General features: G+C 68.5%; 32 protein-coding genes. 12 read left to right on the top strand and 20 right to left on the bottom strand.

What is annotated here, in order from left to right; translation table 11 throughout:
- Positions 1-66 precede the first annotated feature (66 nt).
- The 4 genes from HV798_RS17140 to HV798_RS17125 all read right to left on the bottom strand — a co-directional run bounded on the left by HV798_RS17140 (position 67) and on the right by HV798_RS17125 (position 2075).
- Positions 67-465, bottom strand: coding sequence for a VOC family protein (locus HV798_RS17140; RefSeq protein ID WP_175194137.1), 399 nt, complete (start codon positions 463-465; stop codon positions 67-69).
- 19 nt (positions 466-484) lie between these two features.
- Complete coding sequence (gene yfcF, locus HV798_RS17135; protein ID WP_175194139.1) at positions 485-1120, bottom strand: glutathione transferase; 636 nt, start codon at positions 1118-1120, stop codon at positions 485-487.
- 81 nt (positions 1121-1201) lie between these two features.
- Positions 1202-1531 (bottom strand): DHCW motif cupin fold protein, encoded by a 330-nt coding sequence (locus HV798_RS17130; RefSeq protein WP_025137354.1) that lies wholly within the window; start codon positions 1529-1531, stop codon positions 1202-1204.
- Between the two features lie 58 nt (positions 1532-1589).
- On the bottom strand, positions 1590-2075 hold the full coding sequence (locus HV798_RS17125; RefSeq protein WP_025137355.1) for a GNAT family N-acetyltransferase: 486 nt from the start codon (positions 2073-2075) through the stop codon (positions 1590-1592).
- Between the two features lie 213 nt (positions 2076-2288).
- Between HV798_RS17125 and HV798_RS17120 the strand changes: the two genes are divergently transcribed.
- The 3 genes from HV798_RS17120 to HV798_RS17110 all read left to right on the top strand — a co-directional run bounded on the left by HV798_RS17120 (position 2289) and on the right by HV798_RS17110 (position 4319).
- Complete coding sequence (locus tag HV798_RS17120; RefSeq protein ID WP_025137356.1) at positions 2289-3236, top strand: DnaJ C-terminal domain-containing protein; 948 nt, start codon at positions 2289-2291, stop codon at positions 3234-3236.
- Positions 3237-3238: 2 nt separating this feature from the next.
- Positions 3239-3553: a chaperone modulator CbpM gene (locus HV798_RS17115; RefSeq protein ID WP_025137357.1), complete on the top strand. Its 315-nt coding sequence runs from the start codon at positions 3239-3241 to the stop codon at positions 3551-3553.
- Between the two features lie 151 nt (positions 3554-3704).
- Positions 3705-4319, top strand: coding sequence for a glutathione S-transferase family protein (locus HV798_RS17110; RefSeq protein ID WP_175194141.1), 615 nt, complete (start codon positions 3705-3707; stop codon positions 4317-4319).
- A gap of 79 nt (positions 4320-4398) precedes the next feature.
- On the opposite strand, the gene HV798_RS17105 is transcribed toward HV798_RS17110, so the two are convergent.
- From HV798_RS17105 to HV798_RS17095, 4 genes are all read right to left on the bottom strand, one after another.
- A complete protein-coding gene (locus tag HV798_RS17105) occupies positions 4399-5046 on the bottom strand; it encodes a DsbA family protein (RefSeq protein ID WP_175194144.1) in 648 nt (215 codons plus the stop codon).
- A gap of 105 nt (positions 5047-5151) precedes the next feature.
- Entirely contained in the window at positions 5152-6627 is a 1476-nt protein-coding gene (locus tag HV798_RS17100; protein WP_025137360.1) for an inorganic phosphate transporter, read from the bottom strand.
- A gap of 94 nt (positions 6628-6721) precedes the next feature.
- A complete protein-coding gene (locus tag HV798_RS31850; RefSeq protein ID WP_255358783.1) occupies positions 6722-6847 on the bottom strand; it encodes a hypothetical protein in 126 nt (41 codons plus the stop codon).
- A gap of 52 nt (positions 6848-6899) precedes the next feature.
- Positions 6900-8024, bottom strand: coding sequence for a D-alanyl-lipoteichoic acid biosynthesis protein DltD (locus HV798_RS17095; protein ID WP_175194146.1), 1125 nt, complete (start codon positions 8022-8024; stop codon positions 6900-6902).
- 194 nt (positions 8025-8218) lie between these two features.
- On the opposite strand from HV798_RS17095, the gene mog reads away from it, so the two are divergent.
- From mog to HV798_RS17080, 3 genes are read left to right on the top strand one after another with little or no spacing between them, the layout of a single operon-like run.
- The gene (mog, locus tag HV798_RS17090) at positions 8219-8869 is read left to right on the top strand and encodes a molybdopterin adenylyltransferase (RefSeq protein ID WP_051593554.1); all 651 of its coding nucleotides are present in this window, start codon (positions 8219-8221) and stop codon (positions 8867-8869) included.
- A gap of 41 nt (positions 8870-8910) precedes the next feature.
- Positions 8911-9258 carry a hypothetical protein gene (locus tag HV798_RS17085; RefSeq protein ID WP_025137363.1) on the top strand — a complete coding sequence of 116 codons (348 nt, stop codon included), beginning with the start codon at positions 8911-8913 and terminating at the stop codon, positions 9256-9258.
- Between the two features lie 17 nt (positions 9259-9275).
- On the top strand, positions 9276-10139 hold the full coding sequence (locus HV798_RS17080; RefSeq protein ID WP_025137364.1) for a peptidoglycan DD-metalloendopeptidase family protein: 864 nt from the start codon (positions 9276-9278) through the stop codon (positions 10137-10139).
- Between the two features lie 33 nt (positions 10140-10172).
- On the opposite strand, the gene HV798_RS17075 is transcribed toward HV798_RS17080, so the two are convergent.
- The 5 genes from HV798_RS17075 to HV798_RS17055 form a co-directional block, all read right to left on the bottom strand.
- On the bottom strand, positions 10173-10502 hold the full coding sequence (locus HV798_RS17075; RefSeq protein ID WP_025137365.1) for a hypothetical protein: 330 nt from the start codon (positions 10500-10502) through the stop codon (positions 10173-10175).
- Positions 10503-10664: 162 nt separating this feature from the next.
- Entirely contained in the window at positions 10665-10928 is a 264-nt protein-coding gene (infA, locus tag HV798_RS17070) for a translation initiation factor IF-1 (RefSeq protein ID WP_006221179.1), read from the bottom strand.
- 559 nt (positions 10929-11487) lie between these two features.
- Complete coding sequence (locus HV798_RS17065; protein WP_175194149.1) at positions 11488-12027, bottom strand: SRPBCC family protein; 540 nt, start codon at positions 12025-12027, stop codon at positions 11488-11490.
- Complete coding sequence (locus HV798_RS17060) at positions 12020-12385, bottom strand: ArsR/SmtB family transcription factor (RefSeq protein ID WP_175194151.1); 366 nt, start codon at positions 12383-12385, stop codon at positions 12020-12022. Before HV798_RS17060 ends, HV798_RS17065 begins: the two co-directional genes overlap by 8 nt.
- 53 nt (positions 12386-12438) lie before the next feature.
- Positions 12439-12870, bottom strand: coding sequence for a GFA family protein (locus tag HV798_RS17055; protein WP_175194153.1), 432 nt, complete (start codon positions 12868-12870; stop codon positions 12439-12441).
- 195 nt (positions 12871-13065) lie between these two features.
- Here HV798_RS17055 and phnC point away from each other — a divergent pair, with 195 nt between their 5' ends.
- The 3 genes from phnC (at position 13066) to phnE (ending at position 15788) form a co-directional block, all read left to right on the top strand.
- Positions 13066-13908: a phosphonate ABC transporter ATP-binding protein gene (gene phnC, locus HV798_RS17050; protein WP_025137369.1), complete on the top strand. Its 843-nt coding sequence runs from the start codon at positions 13066-13068 to the stop codon at positions 13906-13908.
- A 29-nt stretch (positions 13909-13937) separates the two neighbouring features.
- Positions 13938-14921 (top strand): phosphonate ABC transporter substrate-binding protein, encoded by a 984-nt coding sequence (gene phnD / locus HV798_RS17045; RefSeq protein ID WP_175194155.1) that lies wholly within the window; start codon positions 13938-13940, stop codon positions 14919-14921.
- Between the two features lie 72 nt (positions 14922-14993).
- Positions 14994-15788 carry a phosphonate ABC transporter, permease protein PhnE gene (phnE, locus tag HV798_RS17040; RefSeq protein ID WP_025137371.1) on the top strand — a complete coding sequence of 265 codons (795 nt, stop codon included), beginning with the start codon at positions 14994-14996 and terminating at the stop codon, positions 15786-15788.
- A 37-nt stretch (positions 15789-15825) separates the two neighbouring features.
- On the opposite strand, the gene HV798_RS17035 is transcribed toward phnE, so the two are convergent.
- The 3 genes from HV798_RS17035 to HV798_RS17025 form a co-directional block, all read right to left on the bottom strand.
- Positions 15826-16323 (bottom strand): GAF domain-containing protein, encoded by a 498-nt coding sequence (locus tag HV798_RS17035; RefSeq protein ID WP_175194157.1) that lies wholly within the window; start codon positions 16321-16323, stop codon positions 15826-15828.
- Positions 16320-17291, bottom strand: coding sequence for a Bug family tripartite tricarboxylate transporter substrate binding protein (locus tag HV798_RS17030; protein WP_175194159.1), 972 nt, complete (start codon positions 17289-17291; stop codon positions 16320-16322). The genes HV798_RS17035 and HV798_RS17030 overlap by 4 nt, the downstream gene beginning before the upstream one ends.
- A gap of 99 nt (positions 17292-17390) precedes the next feature.
- Positions 17391-19226 (bottom strand): gamma-glutamyltransferase family protein, encoded by a 1836-nt coding sequence (locus HV798_RS17025; RefSeq protein ID WP_175216479.1) that lies wholly within the window; start codon positions 19224-19226, stop codon positions 17391-17393.
- A gap of 111 nt (positions 19227-19337) precedes the next feature.
- On the opposite strand from HV798_RS17025, the gene HV798_RS17020 reads away from it, so the two are divergent.
- Positions 19338-20306: a LysR family transcriptional regulator gene (locus HV798_RS17020; protein WP_175195406.1), complete on the top strand. Its 969-nt coding sequence runs from the start codon at positions 19338-19340 to the stop codon at positions 20304-20306.
- On the opposite strand, the gene phnN is transcribed toward HV798_RS17020, so the two are convergent.
- The 4 genes from phnN to phnF form a co-directional block, all read right to left on the bottom strand.
- Positions 20271-20849 (bottom strand): phosphonate metabolism protein/1,5-bisphosphokinase (PRPP-forming) PhnN, encoded by a 579-nt coding sequence (gene phnN, locus HV798_RS17015; protein WP_175195408.1) that lies wholly within the window; start codon positions 20847-20849, stop codon positions 20271-20273. The genes HV798_RS17020 and phnN overlap by 36 nt on opposite strands.
- On the bottom strand, positions 20846-21589 hold the full coding sequence (locus HV798_RS17010) for a DUF1045 domain-containing protein (RefSeq protein WP_175195410.1): 744 nt from the start codon (positions 21587-21589) through the stop codon (positions 20846-20848). The genes phnN and HV798_RS17010 overlap by 4 nt, the downstream gene beginning before the upstream one ends.
- Before the next feature lie 2 nt (positions 21590-21591).
- On the bottom strand, positions 21592-22788 hold the full coding sequence (locus HV798_RS17005) for an alpha-D-ribose 1-methylphosphonate 5-triphosphate diphosphatase (protein ID WP_175195412.1): 1197 nt from the start codon (positions 22786-22788) through the stop codon (positions 21592-21594).
- An 83-nt stretch (positions 22789-22871) separates the two neighbouring features.
- Complete coding sequence (gene phnF / locus HV798_RS17000; RefSeq protein ID WP_025137379.1) at positions 22872-23594, bottom strand: phosphonate metabolism transcriptional regulator PhnF; 723 nt, start codon at positions 23592-23594, stop codon at positions 22872-22874.
- 184 nt (positions 23595-23778) lie between these two features.
- Between phnF and phnG the strand changes: the two genes are divergently transcribed.
- Positions 23779-24249: a phosphonate C-P lyase system protein PhnG gene (gene phnG / locus HV798_RS16995; protein WP_175195414.1), complete on the top strand. Its 471-nt coding sequence runs from the start codon at positions 23779-23781 to the stop codon at positions 24247-24249.
- 1 nt (position 24250) lies between these two features.
- Entirely contained in the window at positions 24251-24868 is a 618-nt protein-coding gene (gene phnH / locus HV798_RS16990; protein WP_175195416.1) for a phosphonate C-P lyase system protein PhnH, read from the top strand.

Genomic DNA, 24868 nt, shown 5'->3' with positions numbered 1-24868 from the left:
GCTTGATGCAAGTCAAACGCCGGGGACTATCCGTCCCTCTTGGTCTTGCCGCGGCCTGCAGACGTGTCAGGCCGCGTCGTGGCAGACGGCTTCGATGCGGTTGCCGGACGGGTCGAGCAGGAACGCGGCGTAGTAATGCGGATGGTAGTGCGGCCGCAGGCCGGGCGCGCCGTCGTCGCGGCCGCCATGGGCCAGCCCGGCGGCGTGAAAGGCGTCGACCGCTGCGCGGCTGGCGGCCTTGAAGCACCAGTGGCGGCGCGCGCTGGCCATGGGGGCGGCGGCATCGGCCAGGACGGAAAGGTAGGTGTGCCCGGCGTCGCCGGGCCCGCAGCGCTCGCCATAGCCCAGGGCGTCGGGGCGGTCGTAGACCTTGGCCGCGCCCAGCGCCTGCATGACGGCATCGTAGAAGGGCCGGGCGGTGTCCAGCCCGGCGACGGTCAGGGAGACGTGATCCAGCAATTGCATGGCGGCTCCGGCGCGCGTGCTAGCCGCGGGCGGCTGCGTTGTGCTCCAGCCATTTGCGCACCGACGGGCGCTGCCACTGCGCTTCGGCGTAGTCACGCAGCGGATCGGGCAGGCCATCCAGCCACAGGCGCCGCAGCGCCACCGCCAGGTCGAGATCGGCCAGGCACCATTGGTCGAACAGCGTCGACTGGCCCGCGCCGATCAGGGCGCTGGCCACGTGGATCAGCTTGGCCGCGGCCGCGTGGCCAGCGTCGGACAGGGGCTGGCCGGGCTGGTCGTAGAACACGGTTTCGGTGGGACGTTCCTGGCGCAGGGCGGCCAGGTCGCTGCGCAGCCAGGCCTGCAACTGGCGGGCGCGGGCGCGATCGCGCGGGTCGGCCGGATACAGCGCGGTACAGGCCGGCGCCGGATGCAGGTCTTCCAGGTATTCGGCGATGGCGGTCGATTCGGTCAGGTTGAAGTCGGCATGCGTCAGGGCCGGCACGCGCGCGGTCAGGGCGCGGCTCTGGTACGGCTGCATGCGTTGTTCGCCTGCGTCCAGATCGATCGGGCGCACCTCGAAGGGCAGTTGTTTTTCAGTCAGCGCCACATAGGCCGACATGGCGTAGGGGCTGAGGAACTGGGAATCGACGAACAGCGTAAACGGGGCGCCCAAGTGCTTCTCCGGTGTGGCGGTGATGGGGGTACGTAGGGTGAAGCGTAACGCAACTGAAATTCAGCGTGTCGCGCCGGCGCGTCAGTCGACGATGAAGAGCTTGGCGCCGGTGGCCGTGGACGAGCGGTGCGGCTCGGCCTGGTCGGCCACCTGGTAGCTCATGCCGGGCGTCAGCACGAAGCGGCGGCCGTCTTCCAGTTCGGTGTGCAGCTCGCCTTCCAGGCAGAACAGGATATGGCCCTTGCTGCACCAGTGGTCGGCCAGGTAGCCGGCGGTGTATTCGACCATGCGCACGCGCACGTCGCCGAACTGGCGGGTGCGCCAGTAGGCCATGCCGGTGTCGCCGGGGTGTTCGGTGGCGTCGACTTCGGACCAGTCCGTGGTGCCGAAGGGAATGTTGCTCATCTTCATGGAATGTCCCTTGGGGGTGGGCGCCGCGGCGGCGCCCGGTATTGGAATGCGTGATGGCTCAGGCGGCCAGCTTCTTTTGCCAGAACATGGCGCGGCCGGTGTCTGCGTCCAGCGAATAGCCTTCGAAGCCCAGCTTGCGGTAAAGGCCCTGCGCCACGTCGTTGCCTTCCAGCACTTCCAGCGTGATCTTGCAGCAGCCCATCTGGCGGGCGCGGGTTTCCAGCGCGGCCAGCAACTGCTTGCCCACGCCCATGCCCTGAAAGCGCGGCGACACGCCCAGGTCGTGCAGGTTCACCAGCGGACGGCAGGCGAACGTGGAAAAGCCTTCCAGGTAGATCGCCACGCCGGCCGCCTGGCCGTCGACCCGGGCCAGCAGCGCGTGCGCCGTGGGGCGGCGCGCCAGTTCCGGGATCAGGTTCTGCTGCGCATGTTCGGGCAGGGGCGAATTGCCGCCCATGGGGCCGCTGGCGTACTCGTTGAGCATGGCCAGCACTTGCGCGCCGTGTTCCGGGTTGTTGAAGTCGACGTCGATGATTTCCAGCACGATCGGTTCCTGTTCGTTGGCGGTGGCCGGGCGCAACGGGCGCGGGGCCGCCGGCCCGGCCTGCGCGACCGGGCGTAACCTGCAATTATGCGCGAAGCGGCCTGCTTGTCGAATCGCATTGAAAAATCGGGCGCCAGCCCCTATCTTCTTTATGTTCAGGGCCGAATCCGGCGCGAGCCGCCTTTGGCTGCAACCCTAACCATGGGCTGGAAAATGGAGTTCAAGGACTACTACAGCATTCTTGGTGTGGAGCGCGGCGCCTCCGAAGACGAGATCCGGCGTTCCTACCGCAAGCTCGCCCGCAAATACCACCCCGACGTCAGCAAGGAAAGCGACGCCGAGGCGCGCATGCGCGACGTCAACGAAGCCTACGACGTACTGCGCGACAAGGAAAAACGCGAGGCCTACGACAACCTTGCCGCGGGCGTGTCGCCCGGCGGCGGCTTCCAGCCGCCCCCCGGCTGGGACGAAGGCTTCGAATTTCACCGTGGCGCGGCCCCCGGCGACGAAGCCCAGTTCAGCGAATTCTTCTCGTCGCTGTTCGGCGGCCGTGGCCGCCGCGCGGCCGGCCAGGGCGCACAGCAGGAATTCCGCGCTCGCGGCGACGACCATCACGCCGCCATCGAGGTCGACCTCGAAGACGCGTTGCAAGGCGCCACGCGCGACATCAGCCTGCGGTCCATGCAGGTCGATGACCAGGGCCGCCCGCAAGTGCAGACGCGCACGCTCAGCGTGCGCATTCCGCCGGGCGTGCGCGAAGGCCAGTTCATCCGTCTGGCGGGACAGGGCATGCCCGGTTACGGCGGGGGTGAAAACGGCGATCTGTACCTGGAAGTGCGCTTCAAACCGCACGCCCGCTACCGGGCCGAAGGGCGCGACCTCTACATGACGCTGCCCGTCGCCCCCTGGGAAGCCGCGCTGGGCGCCAAGGTCAATGCGCCCACGCCGGGCGGCACCGTCGAAGTGTCGATCCCGGCCGGGTCCGGCAATGGCCGCAAGCTGCGCCTGCGCGGCCGCGGCATTCCGGGCGATCCGCCCGGCGACCTGTACCTGGTGCTCGAGCTTGCCCTGCCGCCCGCCGACACCGAGGCCGCCAAAGAGGCCTACCGCAAGCTGCAGCAAGACCTGCCGTTCAACCCGCGGCGCCACCTGGGGGTCTGATCATGAAGAAACTCGTCATCACCAGCGCCACCGTGGTGGGCAAATCGCAGCCGCTGTCCGCCGACGACCTGGCCCGCGCCTGCGGCGCCGAAGTGGAATGGGTCGCGCAACTGGTCGAAGTGGGCATCGTCGAGGCCGCCGGCCCGCAGCCGGCGCAATGGCGCTTCTACAGCGTGGACCTGCAGCGCGCGCTGGATGCGCGCCGGCTGCAACGCGATTTCGGCGCCGGCCTGGATGCTGTCGCGCTGATCCTGGACCTCAGCCAGGAAGTGCGGCGCCTGAAGGCGCAACTGCGCGCGCTGGGCGGCAGCGATTGAAGCCCGGGGGCGCCGCGGGGCCGTGATACGTCGTGGGCCGCTCGTCATGCTTTGACGGATGCGGCTACGCAATGACGCTGTCCGCGGCCGGGCGGCCTGCGGCAAAATGGTCGGACAACGACAGGTGCCTTCCGGCACCAGGAGACCGACCATGCTGACCCTTTATCACGCGCCGCGTTCGCGGTCGTTCCGGATACTCTGGCTGCTGGAAGAACTGGGCGTGCCGTACGATACCGAGATGGTGTCGATCCGCCGCCGTGACGGCTCCGGCCATATCTCGCCCGACTACATCGACATCCACCCGCACGGCAAGGTGCCGGCGCTGGTGCATGACGGCGTGCCCATCTTCGAAACCCCCGCCATCGCGCTGTACCTGACCGATCTGTATCCCCAGGCCGGCCTGGGCCCGGTGATCGGCGACCCGCAGCGCGGGCCCTATCTGACGTGGCTGGCCTATTCCACCGGCGTCTTCGAACCCGCCATGACCGAGCGCGCCTTCAAGACGGCGCACCAGAGCGGGACGATGGGCTGGGGGTCGGCCGACGAGGTCGAACAGGTGGTGGCGCACGTGTTGCAGGCGCGGCCCTATTTCCTGGGCGACCACTTCAGCGCGGTGGATATCGTGCTGGGCGGCAGCTTGCAGTTCATGATGCAGGTGAAGCTGATTCCGGAAAATCCCGTGTTCTCGGCCTATGCCGAGCGGCTGGCTGCACGCCCGGCGATGCACCGCGCCTTGCAGCGCGATGGAGACATCGGCGATTCCTGATGCCGGGCCGCGGCCACGCAGGCCGCCCGGTCGGTTCGGGCTGAACCGGGTTTGCGTAGCGGGCCTTGGCCGGCGGTGTTTACTTCAGCCGCTCGCGCAGGTCCGCCTGCCATTGCGACGGACGGCCCAGGTAGCGGCCCGGTTCCAGCACGGTGTAGGCGCCGTTCATTTCCAGTGCCAACGTCGGAAAGCCCGATCCGCCCACCCGCGTCAGCAGTGCGCGGCTGTCGGCGATGTGGCGCGCGGTGGCTTCGCCGTCGGCCTGCGCATAGGCCGCGCGAAAGGTCTCGGCATCCAGGCCGATGTCTTCGGCCAGCCGTTGCAGTTCGGCGGGGTCGGCGATGCGCAGACCTTGCACGTAGTGCGCGCGTTGCAGCCGCTTGAGCAGGTCCAGGCCGCGGCCGGCCAACGTCTCGGCGGCCAGCACCGCGGTGGTGGGCGGGGCCGAATCGAACACCGCACCGTGGTCGCGCAGCAGGCCGTCGGTATAGTCCACGCCGAATTCCTGGCCGGTCAGGCCGGCGATGCGCTCGTCATGCGGCATGACGTAGCGGCGCAGCGCGTCGGTGACGGGCTGCACGTTGCTGCCGGTCATCATGCCGCCGCCGTGGGGCGCGATCGTCAGGCCCGCGATGCCGCGGGCGGCCTCGATCAGCGGCGCGGCGCCATAGCACCAGCCGCAGAGCGGGTCATAGATGTAATGCAGGGTGGGGGTAGGGGTAGCCATGGCGCCATGGTAGTGGCGCGCCCGCGCCGGACATAGCCCGGCGCGGTTGCCAGAGTGTTGCGCCGGCCGCGCGGATCGCGCGGCCGCGGGCACGGGCTTTGGCCCTTAGCCGGCGATCTGCACGCCGACCCAGAACAGGCCGGCCGCCAGCAGCATCGAGGCGGGCAGGGTCAGGATCCAGGCCAGCAGAATGTTCCGCACGGTGCCGCCCTGCAGGCCGCTCTTGTTGGCGATCATCGTGCCGGCCACGCCGGACGACAGCACGTGCGTGGTCGAGACCGGCAGGCTGAACACGTTGGCCAGGCCGATGGCGCCCACCGCCGTCAGCTGGGCCGACATGCCCTGGGCGTAGGTCATGCCCTGCTTGCCGATCTTTTCGCCCACCGTCAGCACCACGCGGCGCCAGCCCACCATGGTGCCGGCGCCCAGCGCCAGCGCCACCGCCACGATCACCCAGAAGGGCGCGTATTCGGTGGTGGCGGTCAGGTCGGCGCGCAGGCGTTGCAAGTCGGTGCGTTCACGGGCGGGCAGGCCTTCGATGCGCGCCACCTTCTTGGCCGTGTCGTCCAGGCACAGCAGGTAGCGGCGCACGTCGATGCGCTTGGCCGCCGGCAGGTCGGCATAGTTGCTGACGCCGTGCAGGTCGGCCTGCAGCGCGTCGATGGTGGGCAGGGTCAGCTCGGGATCGCAGCGGAAATTGCGCGGCAGGTCCGACGCCGAACCGGCGCGCTTGAGCGCCAGGAAATCGCCCAGCATGGCTTCGTTGCGCTGGTAGAAGGCGGACAGGTGGGTGGCCGCGTCGCGGGTGCGTTCGATCTGGTAGGTGGTGCTGTTGGTGTCCAGCACGAAGTTGGCCGGCACGATGCCGATCAGCACCAGCATGATCAGGCCGATGCCCTTCTGGCCATCGTTCGAGCCGTGCACGAAGCTCACGCCCATGGCCGACAGCACCAGCACAAGGCGGTTCCAGAACGGCGGATGCTTTTTATTGTCGATGGCGCGGCGCTGTTCAGGCGTCTTGTGCATCTTGGACAGCGGCAGCCAGCGCTTGAGCGCCAGCAACAGCCCGCCGGCCACCAGGAAGCCCGCCACCGGCGACACCACCAGCGAGGCGCCGATGTCGATCGCCTTGCCCCAGTTGACGCCATCCGCCAGGGGCAGGTGGGTCATCATGGCATTGGCCAGGCCCACGCCCAGGATCGATCCGATCAGCGTGTGCGAGCTGGACGCCGGAATGCCGAAATACCAGGTGCCCAGGTTCCAGGCGATGGCGGCGGCCAGCATGGCGAACACCATGGCCAGCCCGCGCCCCGTGTCCACGTTGATCAGCAGTTCCACCGGCAGCAGGTGGACGATGGCGTAGGCCACCCCCACGCCGCCCAGCAGCACGCCCAGAAAGTTGAAGATCCCGGAAAGCACCACCGCCAGGTGCGGCGGCATCGCTTTGGTGTAGATGACCGTCGCGACGGCGTTCGCCGTGTCATGAAAGCCATTGATGAATTCGAAGGCCAGGACGAACGTCAGGGCCAGCGCAAGGCTGAGGCCGACCCAGAGGTCTAGGCCATGGAAGAGGGAGAACATGGAGGGCGGGGAGAGGTTCCGGCGAGGCCCAGATTATTACAGATTTGTGACCCGTCCCTGGTTGCTTGGCGCAACTTCGCCCCGGGCGGCAGCCCTAGAACTTCTGATACTGGAATTCGATCTCGATCGGCTTGCCCAGGTTGGCCGACGTGTCGGCCTGGATCATCATGACCGCCAGCAGCCCCAGGTACAGCAGGCACAGCCACAGGGTTTTCTTCATCGCGGTCCCTTCTTGGCGGCCAGCACCGCGGCCAGGGGGAAAATGAGGGGCATCATGGCCGGAATACCTCGGCGATGCGCTGGTTGACCCGCAGCCAGCCCAGTTCGCCCAGGTGCTGCACGTCGCGCAGGGTGCCGACCTCGTAGGGGGCGCCATACATGTCCATGCAGGTCATGGCGTAGCGGGCGCACAGGGCGTTGACCTCGTGCTGGATCGGGGTGAAGCGGTCCAGGTCCTTGAACACCAGCGGGTGCAGCGGCTGCATCACGAAGAGCGCATTCACGCCGTGGTTGCGCAGCAGCTGCATCAGCGCGGCCAGCTCGCGCAGTTCGTCCTTGCCGGTCAGCGGCTGCGGCTGGAAGGCCGTCTTGCCGCCCGCCGGCACCGTTTGCAGGTATTTGTCGAAGAAATCGTCGCGCACCGCATAGCGGTTGCGGGCCATCTGTGCCTGCTCGGCATCCTGCGCCTCGCGCGCCAGGGCATCCCAGTCCACCACGCGGGCGGCGGCGCCGGGGCCCACGGTTTCGCTTTCCGGGGCCGGGGCGGCGTAGGCCGGCGTCCACAGGTCGACCAGCCGCTGGCGGAACACATAGGCCTGTTCAGAGGCCATCGACCAGGCGACGCGGGCGTCGCCCTTGTCGCGCAGCCAGCTCGCCACCTGCTCGCGGCCTTCGGGCTGGCGCAGCAGGCGGGGCAGCAGGGGATTGGCATGCTCGCGGAATTCGTCCGGCCCCAGGCCGCCATCGCCGTCGAACCAGCCGGGCGACACCATCACCACCACCCGCGAAGCGGGCGACAGGTCGTCGGCCAGGGCGGCCAGCACCAGCTGCATCCCCAGCGACTGAAAACCGGAATGGCCGTAGGCCATGACCGGCATCTGCAATTCGTCGGCCAGGAAGCGGTACGGCACGAAGCGCAGGTCGGTGCTGGTCAGTTCGGACGAACCCAGCACCACCAGCCGGTCGCCGGTGCGCAGCGCCTGGCTCAGGCGCGACAGGTTGCGGGTCTGGTCCGCCAGGGTGTTGCCCAGGTTGTGGATGTACACGCCGGCCGATGCGGCGGGCGCCGGGCCGGTCCGCAGGGCCAGCGAATGGCAGGCGCCCCAGCCGGCGGCCACGGCGACGGCCAGGGCCAGCGCCGCCGCCAGCGCATGCTGCCCAAGGGTGCGTTTGAACATGAGGAACCAGGAAGGCGCGGCGCGCGTCTCAAGTGAGGGATCGGATTGTGAGCGGATGTTATCCAGGCGCCATGACCGAGACAAGCGCGCAAACCCGAGGGTGCCCGCGGATTCCCCTTTTTGCGACAACCTGCGGCCCGCCGGGCCGCGTCCATGCCCGGCTCGGCCGCCAAAGAATGCGATAGCATCCTGTCATGACTACCCCTACCCGAATCGCCCGCCGCCACCCCGACGAACTGATCATCGGCCTGGTGTCGATTTCCGACCGCGCCTCTTCCGGTGCCTACCAGGACCAGGGCCTGCCCGCCCTGCGTGAATGGCTGGGCGGCGCCCTGGCTTCGCCCTGGCAGGCGGTGGACCGCCTGATTCCTGACGAGCCCGCGCGCATTTCCGACACGCTGATCGAACTGGTCGACACCTGCGGCTGCGACCTGGTGCTGACCACCGGTGGCACCGGCCCCGCCCGGCGCGACGTCACGCCCGAGGCCACCCTGGCCGTCGGCACCAAGGAAATGCCCGGTTTTGGCGAACAGATGCGCCAGATCAGCCTGCGTTTCGTGCCCACCGCCATCCTGTCGCGGCAGGTTGCCGTCATCCGCGAGCGGCCGTCGCACGCCGCCTTGATCGTCAACCTGCCGGGCCAGCCCAAGGCCATCCGCGAAACGCTGGAAGGCCTGAAGGCCGACGACGGGTCGACGCTGGTGCCGGGCATCTTTGCCGCCATTCCTTACTGCATCGACCTGATCGGCGGCCCCTATGCCGAGACCCGCCCCGAGGTCATCGCCGCCTTCCGCCCGAAATCGGCGCGCCGCCCGCAGCCAGCCCCCGGGGACGCTGCGGTATAGTTGGCCGCCCCCTTTTTCACCCCCAGCCAGAGAGCCGTCCCATGAAGGTCCGTACCGCCTTGTCCCTTACCGCCGTCCTGCTCGCCGTGTCGGCCTGCGCCAACGTCAAAGACGTGCGCGACCGCGATCCGGTGTTCTACGGGTCCACCCAACGCTCGGCCGAGGACTATACCAATTGCGTCGCCTCGGCCTGGAAGGGCATCGGCGTGAATTTCGAACGCAAGGCGGTGCGCAACGGCTTTGAACTGATCCAGCAGGACAGCCTGGGCGTCGAGGCCGTGCTGACCACCACCACCTGGAAGGGCAAGACCGAAGCCCGCCTGTCCACCCGCATCACGCGTCGCGATCAAAGCCTGATCGAACCGGCCAACCTGTGCCTGCAACAGTGATGCCGCAACGCCGAGACATGCTGCGGCTGGGCCTGGCCGCGGCCGCCGTGTGCCTGGGCCTGCCGGCCCGGGCGCAGCAAGCCGCCGCCGCGCAAACTGGCTTCATCACCCGCAAGCTCAATGCGCCGGTGCCGGGCGGCGTGGCCGTGCTGGCGTTGGGCGATGGCCCCCGCGCCCCGGAAGTCACCTACCGCGACCGCCGCGTGCTGGTCGTGCGCGAAGACGGCAAGCAATGGATCGCCGTCGTCGGCATCCCGCTGGCGGTCAAGCCGGGCGCGCAGGAAATCTCGGTGCGCGACGGCAACGCCACGCGCCAGGTGGCCTTCACGGTGCGCGCCAAGGAATACGTGGCGCAGCACATCACGCTGAAGAACCCGCGCCAGGTCAACCCGGACCCCGACGACATGAAGCGCATCGAGCGCGAGATGGCCGAGCAAAGCGCCGCCAACCGCGCCTATCGCGCCGGCGTCACGCCCAGCAACGTGTTGCTGGATCGTCCGGTCACCGGCGGCCGCCTGTCCAGCCCGTTCGGGCTGCGGCGTTTTTTCAACGGCGAAGAACGCAATCCGCATTCCGGGCTGGATTTCGCCGTGCCGGCGGGCACGCCGATCAAGGCGCCGGCCGCGGGCGTGGTGTCGCTGGTGGGGGATTACTTCTTCAACGGCAAGACCGTCTTCCTGGACCACGGGCAGGGCTTCGTCAGCATGTTCTGCCATATGTCGGCCATCGACGTGAAGGTGGGCGACGAGGTGCCCCGCGGCGGCCTGGTCGGAAAAGTCGGGGCCACCGGCCGGGCAACCGGCCCGCACTTGCACTGGAATGTCAGCCTGAACGATGCGCGGGTCGACCCCGCGATCTTCATCGGCGCCTTCAAGCCCTGATGCACGGCGCGCATGGGCGCGCCGGGATGAAAGTCAGGCCGTGACGGCTTGCGCCTGCGGCTCGGGCGCGGCCGGCGCGGCGGCCGGCTGTTGCAGGGCGATGCGGTGCAGCACGAACTGGTGCATGCGCTCGGCATACATCATCTGGTCCAGCATGCCGTGCAGCTGCACTTCCTGCTCATCCAGGCAATTGTCGTACTTGGTCTTGGCTTCGGCGTAGGTCAGGCCGGTGTTGCGCAGGCTGTTGATGAACGCCTCGCGCGATTGATGAAGCAGGCGCAGGCCTTCTTCTCCCTTGGCGAATCGTCTTCGCGTCAAAGAGAGCTGGTCAGCGGCTTCTTTCAATTCCTGTGTCAGATCCATCTTGCTTCGTGCGTGGTCCGCCGGGCCTGGCGGCTGGGCGCCATTTTTTCATGAACCGGGGTCTTCTGCATTACTACGGCAGGGCGCGGGCAAGGTTAAGGGCTGCCCGGGCTGAAGCAAGCGGTGGGGGCCGGCGCACAGGCCGGCCCGGAGCCGGGCGTTTTAGCGGCGGTACTGCTGGGGACGGTGCGGCGCGGGTGCGCGCTCGTCCTTGTGGCGGAAGTTGATGCGGCCCTTGGTCAGGTCGTACGGCGACATTTCCAGGGTGACGCGATCGCCCGCCAGGATGCGGATGCGGTGCTTGCGGATGCGGCCCGAGGCGTAGGCGCCGACTTCGATGCCGTTGTCCAGTTTGACGCGGTAGCGGCTATCGGGCAGCACTTCGTCAACGATGCCATCCAATTCGATGAGTTCTTCTTTAGCCATTTTCTACTCCTTGATCGTTACGCGCCGCCATGCCGTCGGCAAGGCGCGCCGCAGGGGCGGCGGGCGCGTTGGACCCTGAAATCCAGGTCCAGCGGTTTGAACGTAAAACGTCCGGGCAAGCGCGGGTAGGGGCCACGGCATCCCGATTGGATGTCTGAAATGACGGATACTCGCGCCGCGAGGGCTGTGTGCGCGCGATGCGCGGCTTGGTCGCGGGTCGGCGCTTGTGGCGCGTTGCCGGAAGAAGCGGGTTGGAGCGTCTGCTGCAGTGCCGGGCGGCGCGGGGTGCTGCAATGCGCTGCGGGACAGTCGTAGGTTTCGCCCAAGAAAACCGGTTGCCGTTCCGACCCGCCACCACAGGGTTGGCACGCAGAGTGAAAAAAGCCCGGTTTTTGCGGAAAAATCACGGACTTATGTTACTGCAAAGCGCAATATTTAGCCAGTTTTTATCCGTCGCCAGGGCGTGATAGTTGCTATTGAACGACTCGGCCGCGCCGGCCAGGCAGGCTGGCGGCGCGGCCGGGCCACGGCCCGGACCAACGGCCCGAGCCAAAGGCGGTCAGCGCGCCGGGATGCGCGCCTGGTAGTCGGCTTCCCAGCGTTGCAGCGCCGACCAGAACCCGCCCGGGCTGCGGCCGGCCAGTCGGGCGGACAGCACGCCCAGGTGCGCATGCCAGCCGCCGGCCACGTCGACCATGTCCTCGCGGGTGGCCAGTTTGCGGTGGGTCAGCACCAGCAGGGTGTCATGGCCTTGCGGCGACAGTTCGAACGTGACTTCCGAGGGTTCGCCGCGCGAACCGCCCCAGGTGAAGGCCAGCAGCCGCGGCGGCTCGCAGCGGGTGATGACGCCGTGCGTGGTGACCCCGTTTTCGTAGGGCTTGTAGGGCTCGGGCGTGGGTTCGGCCACGGACGACAGGTCGGCGTGCACGAAGCGCAGGGTGACCCCGCCGCCTTCGCGCAGGTCCATGTCGCCGGTGGCCAGCCACTGGCCGCGCTTGTCGGATTCGGTCAGGAAGGCCCAGACGCGCTCGACGCTGCCGGGCAGGACGCGGGTGAAGGTCAGGGACTCGGGGCCGGTGACGACGCCGTATTCACTCATGTTGCTCTCCTTGGGGACTGGCCGGGGGCGTGTGGGCGGCGAGCGCGGCGGCCAGCGCGTCCAGCTTGCCGGACCAGAATTGTTCATAGAAGCGCAGCCATTGCATGGCCTCGGCCATGGGGGCCGGTTCCAGGCTGCAGACATGGTTGCGGCCCTTGACGGTGCGCCGCAGCAGGCCGGCCCGTTCCAGCGCCTGCACGTGCTTGGAGGCGCCGGCAAAGCTCATGCGCAGGGGCGCGGCCAGTTCACCGATGCTGCGGTCCCCCTCGGCCAGGCTGCGCAGCATCTCGCGCCGCGTGGGGTCGGCCAGCGCGCGAAAGACGGCATCCAGGGTGGGGGTGGGCATAAGTTCAACCATAGGGTTGAATATAGCCCGCTTTTCGCCAGAAGTTCAACCCCTGGGTTGAATATTCAGGTCACCGCGTGCGGCAACTCGGCGTCGGCGCTCTCGTAGGCCTCGGGGTATTGGGGCAGGGTGTCGGTGATGTCGAACCACGGCGCCTTGCTGGCTACGTGGCAATGCGCGCCGGGCTTGACGCCCGGATCGTTGTCCAGCGCGCCCAGCGGCAGGCCGTAGATGTCCGGGGTCTGGTCGAAGCGGCTGAGCAACGGCGTGCCGCAAGCCTCGCAGAAGCCGCGGTAGTTGCCCGGCGACGAGCAGTACCAGGTCACGTGGTTTTCCCCCTTGGTCCAGGCGAAGTCCTTGGCCTGGACGGTGGCTCGGCTGCGGAACGCCGCGCCGTGCGATTTGCGGCACATGGCGCAATGGCAATTGAGGGCGTCGGTGAGCGGGCCGCTGATTTCGTAGGCAACGCGGCCGCAGAGGCAGGAACCTTTGATCATGATGAGCGCCTGGCGGAAGGGGGGATTCCTTGAATATACCCGCGGCTTGCGACAGCGGCGCGGCCTTATATGACGGATGTCTTTCAGTCGGTTGCCATGCCCCCATTTTCCGCCAAATGATTCGATCGTCAGGTCATCGCGCTGTCATGCCGCGAAAACAGAATGCGCCCATGAACTACCCAAGGGGATTCGACGATGACAACCGCCATCGAAGTGCAAGGCCTGAGCAAATCCTTCCATCCCGGCGCGCTGGCGCTGGACAACGTCAGCCTGCGCGTGGCCGACGGTGAAATGGTGGCGCTGCTGGGCGCCTCGGGCTCGGGCAAATCCACTCTGCTGCGCCACCTGGCCGGCTTCGTGGCCGGTGACGCCGGGCAGGGCAGCGTGACCGTCAACGGCCAGCTGATCCAGCGCAACGGCCGCCTGTCGCGCAATGTGCGGGCTGCCCGCGCCAGCATCGGCTTCGTGTTCCAGCAATTCAACCTGGTGGGCCGCCTGCCGGTGATCACCAACGTGCTGACCGGCATGCTGCCGCGCGTGCCGATGTGGCGCAGCCTGATCCGCGTGTTCCTGCGCGCCGAAGTCCGCCAAGGGCTCGACGCGCTTGCCCAGGTTGGTATAGACGACTATGCATTTCAACGCGCCTCGACGCTGTCCGGCGGCCAGCAGCAGCGCGCGGCCATCGCCCGCACGCTGGTGCAGAACGCCCGCGTGATCCTGGCCGACGAACCGATTGCCTCGCTCGACCCGGAATCGTCGCGCCGCGTGATGGACACGCTGGCGCAGATCAACCGCACCCGCAAGGTGGCCGTGGTGGTGTCGCTGCACCAGGTCGACGTGGCCCTGCGCTACTGCCCGCGGGTGGTGGCGCTGCGCCACGGCAAGGTGGTCTATGACGGCCCGTCGGCCGACCTCACGCCCGCCATGCTGCGCGACCTGTACGGCTCGGAACTGAGCGAGCTGCTTCCCGAATACTCGCCGCCGGTCACGCCGCTGCCCGGCCTGGCGCCGCTTTCCCAACAGGCCTACGCCGCTTGACCCCCCGCTTTCCTACCCGGAGCTTTCCAATGCTACGCAGAACCTTTTGTGCCCTGATCGCCGCTGCCGCCCTGTCCACGCAAGCCCACGCCCAGGACGCCAAGCCGCTGAACTTCGGCATCATCTCGACCGAATCGTCGACCAACCTGAAGTCGGTCTGGCAGCCGGTCATCGACGACCTGAGCCGCGCCATCGGCGTGCCGGTCAAGCCCTTCTTCGCGTCGGACTACGCCGGCATCATCGAAGGCATGCGCTTCAACAAGGTGCAGGTCGCCTGGTACGGCAACAAGGCCGCCATCGAGGCCGTGGACCGCGCCAACGGCGAAGTGTTCGCCTCGGTGATCGACAAGGACGGCAACCCGGGCTACTGGTCGCTGCTGATCGTCAACAAGGACAGCGACCTGAAGACGCTGGACGACGTGCTCAAGCGCCGGGGCCAGCTCAGCTACGGCGCGGGCGATCCCAACTCGACGTCCGGCACCGCCGTGCCCGGCTACTACCTGTGGGCCGCCAACAAGATCGAACCCAAGACCTTCTTCAAGACGGTGCGTTCGAGCAACCACGAAGCCAACCTGTTGTCGGTCATCAACAAGCAGGTGGACGTGGCCGTGAACAACACCGAAGCGCTGGAGCGCTATCGCCTGAACACCGGCAAGGACGCCAACGACAGCGTGCGCATCCTGTGGAAGTCGCCGCTGATCCCGGCCGATCCCCTGGTCATGCGCACCGACCTGCCGGCCGACATGAAGGCCAAGATCCGCGACTTCTTCGTGAACTACGGCAAGGGCAAGGACGCCGAGCGTGAAATGGCCAACCTGAAGGCGCTGACCTACCAGGGCTTCCGCGCGTCGGACAACCAGCAACTGGTGCCGATCCGCCAGATCGAACTGGCCCGCGAAAAGGCCAAGGTCGAAGGCGACGCCACCATCAGCCAGGCCGAAAAGCAGAAGCAGCTGGCCGAACTGGACCGCAAGCTGGCCAGCCTGGGCCAACCGGCCACGGCCAAGCAGTAACGATGCCGCGCGCGCCGGCGCCTGATTGCAGGCGCCGGCGCGCGCGCATCGCACTTTCTACCTGGAATCGATATGACCCTGGCCGTGCCCACTTCCCGTAATTCCGCCGCGCCGCGCTCGTCGCTGCCGGTCCTGCTCGTATGGGCCATCGTGCTGGCGTTGCTGGTGATGTCCTGGCGTGGCGCCGACATGCGGCCGCTGGACCTGCTGCGGGACTCCGGCAACATGGCGCAGTTCGCCGCCGACTTCTTCCCGCCCAATTTCCGCGATTGGCGCATGTACCTGGACGAGATGGTCGTGACGGTGCAGATCGCCGTGTGGGGCACGTTCCTGGCGATCGTGCTGGCGGTGCCGCTGGGCCTGCTGTGCTCGTCGAACATGGTGCCGGCCTGGGTCTACCAGCCGATGCGGCGCCTGATGGATGCCTGCCGCGCCATCAATGAAATGGTGTTCGCCATGCTGTTCATCGTGGCGGTCGGCCTGGGCCCGTTCGCCGGGGTGCTGGCGCTGTGGGTGCACACCACCGGCGTGCTGGCCAAGCTGTTTTCCGAGGCGGTCGAGGCCATCGACCCGCGGCCCGTCGAAGGCGTGCGCGCCACGGGTGCCAATGCGCTGGAGGAAATCGTCTACGGCGTGATCCCGCAGGTGCTGCCGCTGTGGATCTCGTATTCGCTGTACCGCTTCGAATCGAACGTGCGTTCGGCCTCGGTGGTCGGCATCGTGGGCGCGGGCGGCATCGGCACCGTGCTGTGGGAAATCATCCGCAGCTTCCGCTATGCCGAGACCTGCGCGGTGATGATCATCATCGTCGCGTTCGTGGTGGTGATCGACATGGCGTCCTCGCGCATCCGCCGCGCGCTGATCTAGGCTTGGCCGGGGTTGCAACCCCGGCCCGGCGCGGGCGTCAGTCCGGCGCCAGCGTCAGGAAAGCGGGCAGGGCCAAGAGGCCCGCCAGCCGCGCGGCGGCGATGTCCGCCGCGGACAGCGCGGCGCGCGGCATCAGGAAGTTGACGGTGCCCAGGCAGGCGCCGTCATGCACCACCGGCACGTTGATCACCGACTGCAAGCCCAGCTCGCGGATGGCATCGTGGTCGTTGAAGAACTCGCGGATGGCGGCTTCGCCTTCGCCAACGAACAGCTGGCATTCGAGCAGCACGTGATTGCCCCAGGCGGTGCCGCGCTTGTCCTTGCTGCCGCCGGGCGGGTAGGCCGCCGGGTTCGAGCTGTACAGGCGCACCACGCGCATCTGGGCCGCATCGTGGCGGTTGATGGTGCACAGCGTATGGCCGAGCACGTCATGCGCATGGGCGTCGACGGCGGCGAAAGCCGCTTGCGCCGATGCGTCGGCGTAGGCCTGCTCCAGGCGGTCGAGAGCGCCGGCGGTGTCCAAAAGCGTACTCATTCGGCGGTGATTCCCAGTTCCTTGATGAGCTTGCCGTACTTGTCGGCATCGCGCGCCAGCACCTTTGAAAACTGTTCCGGCGTGGTGTCCATCAACAGCACGCCCATGTCGGCCATTTTCTTGATGACGTCGGGCCGCTTCAGGATGCGGTTGATTTCCTGGTTCAGGCGGGCGGTCAGTTCCGGCGACATGCCGGCCGGGCCGAAGGCGCCGTACCACACCGACAGTTCATAGCCGGGCAACGTTTCGGCCACCGTGGGCACGTCGGGCAGCAGCGGCGAGCGCTGCTCTTCGGTCACGGCCAGCAGCTTGAGCTTGCCGGTCTGCACGTGCGGCAAGGTCTGCGTGCCGGCGCTGAACAGCACCTGCGTGCGTCCGGCCACGGTGTCCATCACGGCGGGCGCGCCGCCGCGGTAGGGGATGTGCATCATCTTCACGCCCGCGGCCTTCTCGAAGAGCGCGGCGCTGAGATGGTTGGTCGACCCCTGGCCGGCCGACGCATAGGCGACGGTGCCGGGGTTGGCCTTGGCGTAGGCGATGAATTCCTTCAGGTTGGACGCCGGCACCGACGGGTGCACCACCATGGTGTTGGTCACCAGCGCCAGTTCGGCGATGGGCGTGAAGTCCTTGACCCCGTCGAACGGCATGCTGGAATACAGCGCCTGGTTCATCGTGTGCGTGCTCATCGAACCGACCAGCAGCGTGTAGCCGTCGGGTTTGGCGCGGGCCACGTAGGTGGTGCCGATGTTGCCCGATGCGCCCGAGCGGTTCTCGACGATGACCGGTTGGCCCAGCGATTGCGTCAGCCCTTCGGACAGCACGCGAGCCAGGATGTCGGTGGACCCGCCGGCGGCCCACGGCACGATCAGGGTGATGGGCTTTTCGGGCCAGGCGGCATGCGCCAGGGCCGGGCCGGCCAGGGCGACGCCCAGGGTGCAGGCGCGCAGCAGTCGTTGGATGAGCTTCATGGTGTTTACCCCTTGCAATGTGGCCGGTCTGGGCGCCGGCTGGATGGAAATTTGGTCAGTCAGTAAAGGCGGTCGATACGGGCAGTCAGTACGGGCAAGCTAGCGGCCGACGGCATAGCCCTGCATGCCGCGCGGATTGGCGCCCGCGCGCAGCAGCAGGCCGCCCCCGGCGGCGGGTTCGCGGGTGCAGGCGCTGATGCGGCCTTCGGACCAGTCCGGCCCCACGCGCACCTCGTGGCCCGCGTCGCGCAAGGCCTGCACGGTGTGCTCCGGCAAACGCGCTTCGACCGTCAATCGGTTCAGCGTCAGCGCGCGCGGCCAGAACGAACCTGGAAAGTGATCGATGTGCCAGGACGGCGCCTCGATGGCTTCCTGCAGATTCATGCCCAGCGCGTGGCGCAGGAAGAACGCCACGGTCCATTGGTCCTGCTGGTCGCCGCCCGGCGTGCCGAACGCCATGTAGGGCTGGCCGTCGCGCAGCACCAGGCCGGGCGACAGCGTGGTGTTGGGCCGCTTGCCCGGTTGCAGCTGGCCGGGCACGCCTTCGTCCAGCCAGGTCATCTGCAGCCGCGTGGTCAGAGGAAAGCCCAGCCCGGGCACCACCGGGCTGGACGACAGCCAGCCGCCCGAAGGCGTCGCGGCCACCATGTTGCCGTCGCGGTCGATGACGTCGATCTGGCAGGTGTCGCCCACGAAAATCTCGCGCTCGGCCCATTCGGCCACGGGCGGCAGCGCGGCAAACGTCGGCTCGCCCACGCCGAAGCGGGTGTCGGACGCGGCCAGCGTGCGCACGGCCGCGCCCAGGTCGGGCAGGCGCGGCGCGCGGCCGCCGGGGCTGCCGGGGCGCAGTGTGTCGCTGGCGCGCGGGCCGATCGTGGCGGCGCGCGTTCGGGCGTATTCGTCGCTGAGCAGGTCGGCCAGCGGCACGTCGACGAAGTCGGGGTCGCCATACCAGACGGCGCGGTCGGCAAAAGCCAGCTTGGCGGCCTCGGCCACGTGGTGCACGAACTGCGGCGAGCACGGGTCGGTGCCCAGGTCCAGGTGGCGCAGCAGCGCCAGTTGCTGCAAATGCGCCGGGCCTTGCGACCAGATCCCGCACTTGGCCACGGTGTAGCGGCCATACTGGACCGTGGCCGGCTCGTCGTAGCGGGCGCGCCAGTCGGCCAGGTCGGCCTTGCGCAGCAGGCCGCGGTTGCGCTGGCCGGTAGTGTCGCGCACTGCCTCGTGGGTGTAGTAGCGGTCGATCTCGTCGGCCACGAAGCCGCGATACCAGACGTCCAGCGCGGCATCGATGCGGCCGCGGCGGTCGGTCGACGCGGCATGCGCCTCGTCCAGGATGCGGGTGTAGGTAGCGGCGATGGCCGGCGTGCGCATCAGCGCATCGGGCGCGGGCACGCGGCCGCCGGGCAGCCACACGGCAGCGGAACTGGTCCATTCGTCGCGGAACAGGGCCTGCACCGCCAGAATGGCCTGCGAGATGCGCGGCACCAGCGGAAAGCCGTTGCGGGCGTAGTCGATGGCCGGGCGCAGCACGTCGGCCAGTTCCCAGGTGCCGTAGTCGCGTAGCAGGGTCAGCCAGGCGCCGAACGCACCGGGCACCGTGGCAGGCAGCAGGCCGATGCCGGGCACCAGGTCCACGCCCAGGCCGCGAAAGTAGCCGGGCGTGGCCAGTGCCGGCGCGGGACCCTGGCCGCACAGCGCCCGCATGCGGCCTTCGGTCTCGCTCCAGAACAGGATCGGCACTTCGCCACCCGGGCCGTTCAAGTGAGGCTCCACGATCTGCAACGTGAAGCCGCCCGCCACCGCCGCGTCAAAGGCGTTGCCGCCGCGCTCCAGCACGCTCATGGCCACTTGCGAGGCCAGCCAGTGCGTGGACGAGACAACACCGAAGGTGCCGCGGATTTCAGGTCGGGTGGTGAAGGCTGGGGTGGACATGGGTGATCGGGTCGGCAGGCGGCGGTGAACGGGCCCAGTATAGGATCACGAAATAACTGATAAAGGCTTTGTTGGCATAATTGAATAACCAATTGGTTATAGGACTGCGCCGTGATCTGGGACCCCTCTCGCCTTGCCAACCGCCTGAAGCAGCGGCACCTGGTGCTGTTGGCCAACATTGCCCGGCACGGCACGCTGACGCGCGTGGCGGCGGCCACCGGGATCAGCCAGCCCGCGGCGACCAAGGCGCTGGCCGAACTGGAAGACATCTTCGGCGCGCCGCTGTTCCTGCGCACGGGCCGCGGCCTGCAAGCCACGCCCCTGGGCGAGCTGGCGCTGGTGCGCGCCCGCCACCTGCAGAACGATCTGGACGTGTGGGCGCGCGAGGTCGCCGCGCTGCACGATGGCCGCGCCGCCCACCTGCACGTGGGCGTGGTGCCGTATGTGTCGAGCGCGCTGCTGACGGCGGCGATCAGCCGGCTGCACCAGCGCCATGGCGTGACGCTGACGCTGCATCGCGCCACCACCGATCACCTGGTGCCGATGCTGCGGCGGCACGAGCTGGATTGCATCATCAGCCGCGCCACGTCGACCGTGGCGCTGGACGACCTGAGCCACCGCGTGCTGTACCGCCAGCGGCCGCGCCTGATCGCGCACAGCCGGCTGGCGCAGCGCCTGGCCCGCCGCAAGCCGGATTGGGCAGGGCTGGCCGAGATGGATTGGGTGCTGCCGGCCGCCAACACGCCGACCCGACAGCTGATCGTCGAGCATTTCATCCGCGCCGGCCTGCGGTCGCCGTCGCCGGTGCTGGAAGCCTATTCCACCGACGTCATCGAAGGCATGCTGAGCGCCAACGATGCGCTGATGTCCGTGGTGCCGGAAGACATCGCGCGCGAGATCTGCCAGCGCGGCAAGCTGGGCATGGTGCCGTGGGATTTCGGTTGGGAACTGCCGCCGATCAACCTGATCCGGCGGCGCCGCGATCAGGCGCTGGCGGCGGAAGACCGGTTTTCCGAGATACTGCTGGAACTGTGTGCGCCCGCCTCAGGCGGCCAGCCGGTCCCGGGCGATATCCAGTAGTTCGGCCGCCGCGGCTTCCGGCGCGCCGTTGTTGCCCACCCGCAGCAGGCGGCAGCCCTCGGGCACGCCGAAGTCCTGCGCCGCGCGCGCCAGGCGCGACGCAATCTGTTCGGGCGTTTCACGGCCGCGTTCGGCCAGCCGCTGCGCGAGCCGGGCGGGGTCGACCGTGATTTCGACTGCGGTCAGCGCCGGATAGCGCTGGTACGCGTCGGCCAGATGTGCGCGCGAGCCGTTGATGATGACGGCCGCGCCGCAGTCCAGCCAGGTATCGACCTCGATGCCGATGCCGTAGAAAAGGCCATGGCTGGCCCAGCGCAGCGCAAAGCAGCCCAGCGCGGCGCGGCGGGCGAACTCCTCGACGGTCAGGCGCAGCGCGTCTTCGGTGGCGCCGCTGTCGCGCGTGATGTAGCGGTGTGCCACCAGCACGGGTTCGTCGCCGCGCAGGCGGGCGCGCATCAGCCGCAGCAAGGTGTCCTTGCCGCTGCCCGAGGCGCCCATCAGGTAGACCAGGCGGGCGCCGCTGGCGGGGGCGGGCGGATTCATGCGGCGGTCGGCCCTTGCAGCCAGGCGGCGCCGGCGGCATCGGTGTGCGTGCCGTCGAACCCGTAGTGGCGTGCGGCGATGAAATCCGCGCCCGCTTGCGGCTGCACATAGACGCTGACGCCCGGTACCGGCATGGCCTGGCCGCGCAACGGGTCTGCAAAGGCGGCTATCGCGGCCTGCGCCTGGGCCAGCGCGGCGCCTTCCAGCTTGCCGGTCAGCGTGATGTGGAAGGTGAAGGTGTCGAACACGTACGGGTAGCCCCAGCGCGCCAGCATGGCCTGCTGCTCGGGCGGCAAAGTGTGCGGCTGGCGGCGGGCCAGTTCGTCGGCCGTGGGCGGGGCGCGCAGTTCGTCCAGCCCGCGCACGGCGGCCGCGGCCAGCGCGTGGATGCGGGCATGGCCGTCGGCATCTTGCGGCGCCACGCGCCAGGCCAGGAAGCCGCGCAGCGGTTCGCATTCCAGTTCGATGGCGAAGGCGCTGCCGTCTTGCACCAGGCGGCGCGCCGCGGCATCGACGTCTTCGGGCGCGGTGCCGGTCCGCAGGCGGAACGGCGGCTTGAGCGTAGCGTGCAGGCCATAGTGGCGCGGCGCGCGGGTCCAGTCGGACGCGGCGTCGGGTTGGCCGGGCAGCGGCGGCAGGGCCGCGCCGGTGTCGGCGCAGCGGCCCAGCCAGCGGCTGCCCAGGTCGCGCCAGGGGCCGGTGGGGGCCAGGTACAGGGCGTAACGGTGAGCCAGCGGCATGATCAGGCGGCCATGCGCTGGCTGTGGTCGTCGCCGAAGGCGCGGGTGGCATAGCGCAATTCACCGCCCACGATCGCGGCGCAGACGCGCGGCAGGCCGGGCACCTGGTCGTCCACCACGATGGCGTCGGCGATCAGGCCAGGGGCCAGCAGGCCACGGTCCTGCAAGCCGGCGGCGCGCGCCGGGTTCAGCGACACCAGGTTCCAGGCCTGTTCCAGCGGCAGCACGCCGTCGTGGGCCAGGCGCATCACGGCGGCCAGCGGTGCGGGGTAGTAGTAGTCGGACGTGAGGATGTCGCACAGGCCGGCGCGGATCATCTCGGTGGCGCTGGGGGCGTTGGTATGGCTGCCGCCGCGCACCACGTTGGGGGCGCCGAACACCACGGAATTGCCCAGGTCGCGCGCCACGCCGGCCGCTTCGCGCGTCAGCGGGAATTCGGCCACGCCGCAGCCCAGCTGGTGGTAGTAGCGGCGGGTGGCGGCGTCCGGGTCGTCGTGCGAGGCGACCTTCAGGCCGGCCGCCTGGGCGCAGGCGGTCAGTTCGCGCATGGCGTCGGCCACGGAATCGGCCGCGCCCATCGCCTGGCGGATGCGGGCCTGGAAGGTGTCCAGGTCGCACTCGGCGCGGTCGGCGTATTGCAGCAGCTTGCGGTCGTCGCCCAGGCGGCGGGCCATGCTGGGCAGGTGGTCGTTCAGCGCCACGAAGCGCACGCGGCCGTCGCGGATCCATTGCTGGGCGGTCTCGACGCCGCCGACGTGGTGGGTCTCGAAGCGCAGGTGCACGTAGTGGCGCGCGCCCATGATGTGGCGCATGCGTTCCAGCGCGTCGAACATGCGTTCGGCGTAGGCCTCGCCGCGCAGGCCGCCTTCCCAGGACAGCGTGACGCCGTGGAATTCGGTGGTGATGCCGTTGGCCAGCAGTTGGCGGTCGACGTCGAACAAGGCGCCGTCGTACGGAAAGGTGACGCTGGGGCGCGGCATGATGGCGCGTTCGAAGGCGTCGCCATGCAGGTCGACGATGCCCGGCAGCACCAGCAGGTTGCCGGCGTCGAACCAGGACGCGCCGCGCGCGGCCGTGCCGCCGCCGTCGTCGATCAGTCCTGCGTGAAAGCGCAGGCTGGCGTGCTCGATGCCGCGAGGGGTCAGGATACGTTGGCCTGTGACACCGGCCAGGGGCGAGGGGGCGTGTGCTTGGTTCATGACTGGGACGTTAGCGGTGTTGCATTACAACCAGATGTCTAGATGAGTGGAATCGCACTGCCGCGGCCGAGGCCGCGGGAAGTTCAGGTTTCGTCGGTCACCATCAATTGCACCAGGTCGCCGACGAAGCGGGTGATGCTGTATTGCAACGGCGCGCCGGCCTGGTCGATGTTCAGGGCTTCGACCTGCAGGATCGGGCGCGTCTTGGGCTGGCCCAGCAGCCGCGCAACTTCGGGCGAGGGCAGGGCGGCGGTAATGCGCGACCACTTGCGGGTGTAGTCGCCGATGCCGTAGTGGGCATAGACCTTGGATACCGACTTCAAGGCGGTCAGGCGGTCGGCGAAATCGGGAAAGCGCTTTTCGTCGAAGTAGTGCTCGGACGCGCTGATGGGGCGGTTTTCGGCCTTGCCCACCAATTGCACGCGCAACAGCGGCGCGGTGCGCGCCAGGCCCAGGTGCTTGGCCACGTCGGCCGCGCGCAGGGTCTGGCTGCCCAGGGTTTCCAGGTGGCCCAGCACACCCTGGCTGCGCAGGTTTTCGGAAAAGCGGGTGCGCTTGCCGATCGCGTAGTCGATGGCGTGCTCTTGCACGAAGGTGCCGCGGCCCTGCTCGATGCGGACCAGGCCGCTTTGTTCCAGTTCGCCCATGGCGCGCCGGATGGTATGGCGATTGACGGAAAACTTGGCGGCCAGTTCGGGCTCGGACGGCAGCTGCTCGCCCGCCATATAGAGCTTGTTGCGGATGTCGTCCGCCAAAGACTCGCCAATCTGCCGCCACACGGCAATGCCGGAACCTCTTTCAACCATGGGATGTGCTCGCGCTGTCATATCAGCTTCATCAAGAATGGCTGTGATTGTGCACCAAGCGGCGGGCGCGGGATAGGCGATGCGTCCCCGCCGCAACTGTCATCAAAAATTCACGCCAGGCTGTTGAACTTCGTTGTGAACGCGATCATACTCCATCCGGTCGTCTAGACGTTTAGAGGAAATAATGGATCATCGACACACAGCGCAAGGCGAGGCCAACGCGCAGCGGGCTGCCTGGATGCGGGTGCTGGCGTTGGCCGATCCGGCCATGCTGGACGGGGCCTTCGGCTCGCTGGGCGGCCTGCCGTCCCACCAGATGCTGCGCCCGGCGCAGACCGGCATGGCCATGGTGCGGGCCCGCAGCGGCGGCACCGGCGGACGTTTCAACCTGGGCGAAATGACGGTCACGCGTTGCGCCGTCAGCCTGGACAACGGCGTGGTCGGCATTGCCTACGTGCAGGGGCGCTCGCTGCGCCACGCCGAACAGGCCGCCGTGGCCGACGCCCTGCTGCAACTGCCCGACTGGCACGACACGGTGCAGGCCCAGCTGATCGGGCCGCTGGCGCGCGAACGCGCCGAACGCGTCGAGCGCCAGGCGCGCGTGGCCGCGCAGACCAAGGTCGAATTCTTCACGATGGTGCGAGGCGAGGACTGACATGCAGCAACACATCACGAGCGCGGCGGCCGCCAGCCGCAAACTGCTGCCGGGCTTCGCGGACCCGGTGAACGACGCGCAGGCCACCTTCCGCACGGCGCTGGACGCCATGGCGCATCCCGGCCGCGTCGTCGAAACGACTGCCACCAGCGGTGTGCCCAGCGGGTTGTCGCCCGCCTTGGCCGCGCTGCTCCTGACGCTGGTCGACGTCGACACGCCGCTGTGGCTGCCCGACGGCATCGATAGCGGCGTGCTGGATTTCCTGCGCTTTCATTGCGCCTGCCCGATCGTGCCGTCGCCCTCGCTGGCGCGCTTTGCGTGCGTGCCGGCGGGGTTTGCGGCGCCGGCCCTGTCGGCCTGCCATCCCGGCGACCCGGCGTACCCCGACCTGTCGACCACGCTGCTGATCGAAGTCGAATCGCTGGAAGCGGGTGCCGAGGTCACGCTGAGCGGCCCCGGCATCCAGACCCGCCAGGCGCTGCGCGCCGCCGGGTTGCCCGACGGTTTCTGGCGCGAATGGCGCCTGAACCATCAACGTTTTCCGCTGGGCGTCGACGTCTTCCTGACGCACGGGCGGCAACTGTGCGCGCTGCCCCGCAGCACGCGCGTGGAGAACTGA

The sequence above is a fragment of the Achromobacter deleyi genome (assembly GCF_902859705.1).
Taxonomy (GTDB): Bacteria; Pseudomonadota; Gammaproteobacteria; order Burkholderiales; family Burkholderiaceae_B; genus Achromobacter; species Achromobacter deleyi.
The sequence above is the reverse complement of the archived record's forward strand: the minus strand, read 5'-3'. Positions and strand labels throughout refer to the sequence as shown.

Coding starts and splice junctions, on each gene's coding strand:
- HV798_RS17140 (WP_175194137.1), bottom strand. CDS start 465: ATGCAATTGCTGGATCACGTCTCCCTGACCGTCGCCGGGCTGGACACC.
- HV798_RS17035 (WP_175194157.1), bottom strand. CDS start 16,323: ATGAGTACGCTTTTGGACACCGCCGGCGCTCTCGACCGCCTGGAGCAG.
- phnN (WP_175195408.1), bottom strand. CDS start 20,849: ATGAATCCGCCCGCCCCCGCCAGCGGCGCCCGCCTGGTCTACCTGATG.
- HV798_RS17120 (WP_025137356.1), top strand. CDS start 2,289: ATGGAGTTCAAGGACTACTACAGCATTCTTGGTGTGGAGCGCGGCGCC.
- HV798_RS17100 (WP_025137360.1), bottom strand. CDS start 6,627: ATGTTCTCCCTCTTCCATGGCCTAGACCTCTGGGTCGGCCTCAGCCTT.
- HV798_RS17010 (WP_175195410.1), bottom strand. CDS start 21,589: ATGCCGCTGGCTCACCGTTACGCCCTGTACCTGGCCCCCACCGGCCCC.
- HV798_RS17095 (WP_175194146.1), bottom strand. CDS start 8,024: ATGTTCAAACGCACCCTTGGGCAGCATGCGCTGGCGGCGGCGCTGGCC.
- phnF (WP_025137379.1), bottom strand. CDS start 23,594: ATGGTTGAAAGAGGTTCCGGCATTGCCGTGTGGCGGCAGATTGGCGAG.
- HV798_RS17065 (WP_175194149.1), bottom strand. CDS start 12,027: ATGAGTGAATACGGCGTCGTCACCGGCCCCGAGTCCCTGACCTTCACC.
- HV798_RS17030 (WP_175194159.1), bottom strand. CDS start 17,291: ATGAAGCTCATCCAACGACTGCTGCGCGCCTGCACCCTGGGCGTCGCC.
- phnD (WP_175194155.1), top strand. CDS start 13,938: ATGCTACGCAGAACCTTTTGTGCCCTGATCGCCGCTGCCGCCCTGTCC.
- phnE (WP_025137371.1), top strand. CDS start 14,994: ATGACCCTGGCCGTGCCCACTTCCCGTAATTCCGCCGCGCCGCGCTCG.
- HV798_RS17085 (WP_025137363.1), top strand. CDS start 8,911: ATGAAGGTCCGTACCGCCTTGTCCCTTACCGCCGTCCTGCTCGCCGTG.
- HV798_RS17060 (WP_175194151.1), bottom strand. CDS start 12,385: ATGGTTGAACTTATGCCCACCCCCACCCTGGATGCCGTCTTTCGCGCG.
- phnG (WP_175195414.1), top strand. CDS start 23,779: ATGGATCATCGACACACAGCGCAAGGCGAGGCCAACGCGCAGCGGGCT.
- HV798_RS17005 (WP_175195412.1), bottom strand. CDS start 22,788: ATGAACCAAGCACACGCCCCCTCGCCCCTGGCCGGTGTCACAGGCCAA.
- HV798_RS31850 (WP_255358783.1), bottom strand. CDS start 6,847: ATGAAGAAAACCCTGTGGCTGTGCCTGCTGTACCTGGGGCTGCTGGCG.
- HV798_RS17105 (WP_175194144.1), bottom strand. CDS start 5,046: ATGGCTACCCCTACCCCCACCCTGCATTACATCTATGACCCGCTCTGC.
- HV798_RS17115 (WP_025137357.1), top strand. CDS start 3,239: ATGAAGAAACTCGTCATCACCAGCGCCACCGTGGTGGGCAAATCGCAG.
- phnC (WP_025137369.1), top strand. CDS start 13,066: ATGACAACCGCCATCGAAGTGCAAGGCCTGAGCAAATCCTTCCATCCC.
- HV798_RS17075 (WP_025137365.1), bottom strand. CDS start 10,502: ATGGATCTGACACAGGAATTGAAAGAAGCCGCTGACCAGCTCTCTTTG.
- phnH (WP_175195416.1), top strand. CDS start 24,251: ATGCAGCAACACATCACGAGCGCGGCGGCCGCCAGCCGCAAACTGCTG.
- HV798_RS17055 (WP_175194153.1), bottom strand. CDS start 12,870: ATGATCAAAGGTTCCTGCCTCTGCGGCCGCGTTGCCTACGAAATCAGC.
- mog (WP_051593554.1), top strand. CDS start 8,219: ATGACTACCCCTACCCGAATCGCCCGCCGCCACCCCGACGAACTGATC.
- HV798_RS17130 (WP_025137354.1), bottom strand. CDS start 1,531: ATGAAGATGAGCAACATTCCCTTCGGCACCACGGACTGGTCCGAAGTC.
- HV798_RS17110 (WP_175194141.1), top strand. CDS start 3,705: ATGCTGACCCTTTATCACGCGCCGCGTTCGCGGTCGTTCCGGATACTC.
- HV798_RS17025 (WP_175216479.1), bottom strand. CDS start 19,226: ATGTCCACCCCAGCCTTCACCACCCGACCTGAAATCCGCGGCACCTTC.
- infA (WP_006221179.1), bottom strand. CDS start 10,928: ATGGCTAAAGAAGAACTCATCGAATTGGATGGCATCGTTGACGAAGTG.
- HV798_RS17080 (WP_025137364.1), top strand. CDS start 9,276: ATGCTGCGGCTGGGCCTGGCCGCGGCCGCCGTGTGCCTGGGCCTGCCG.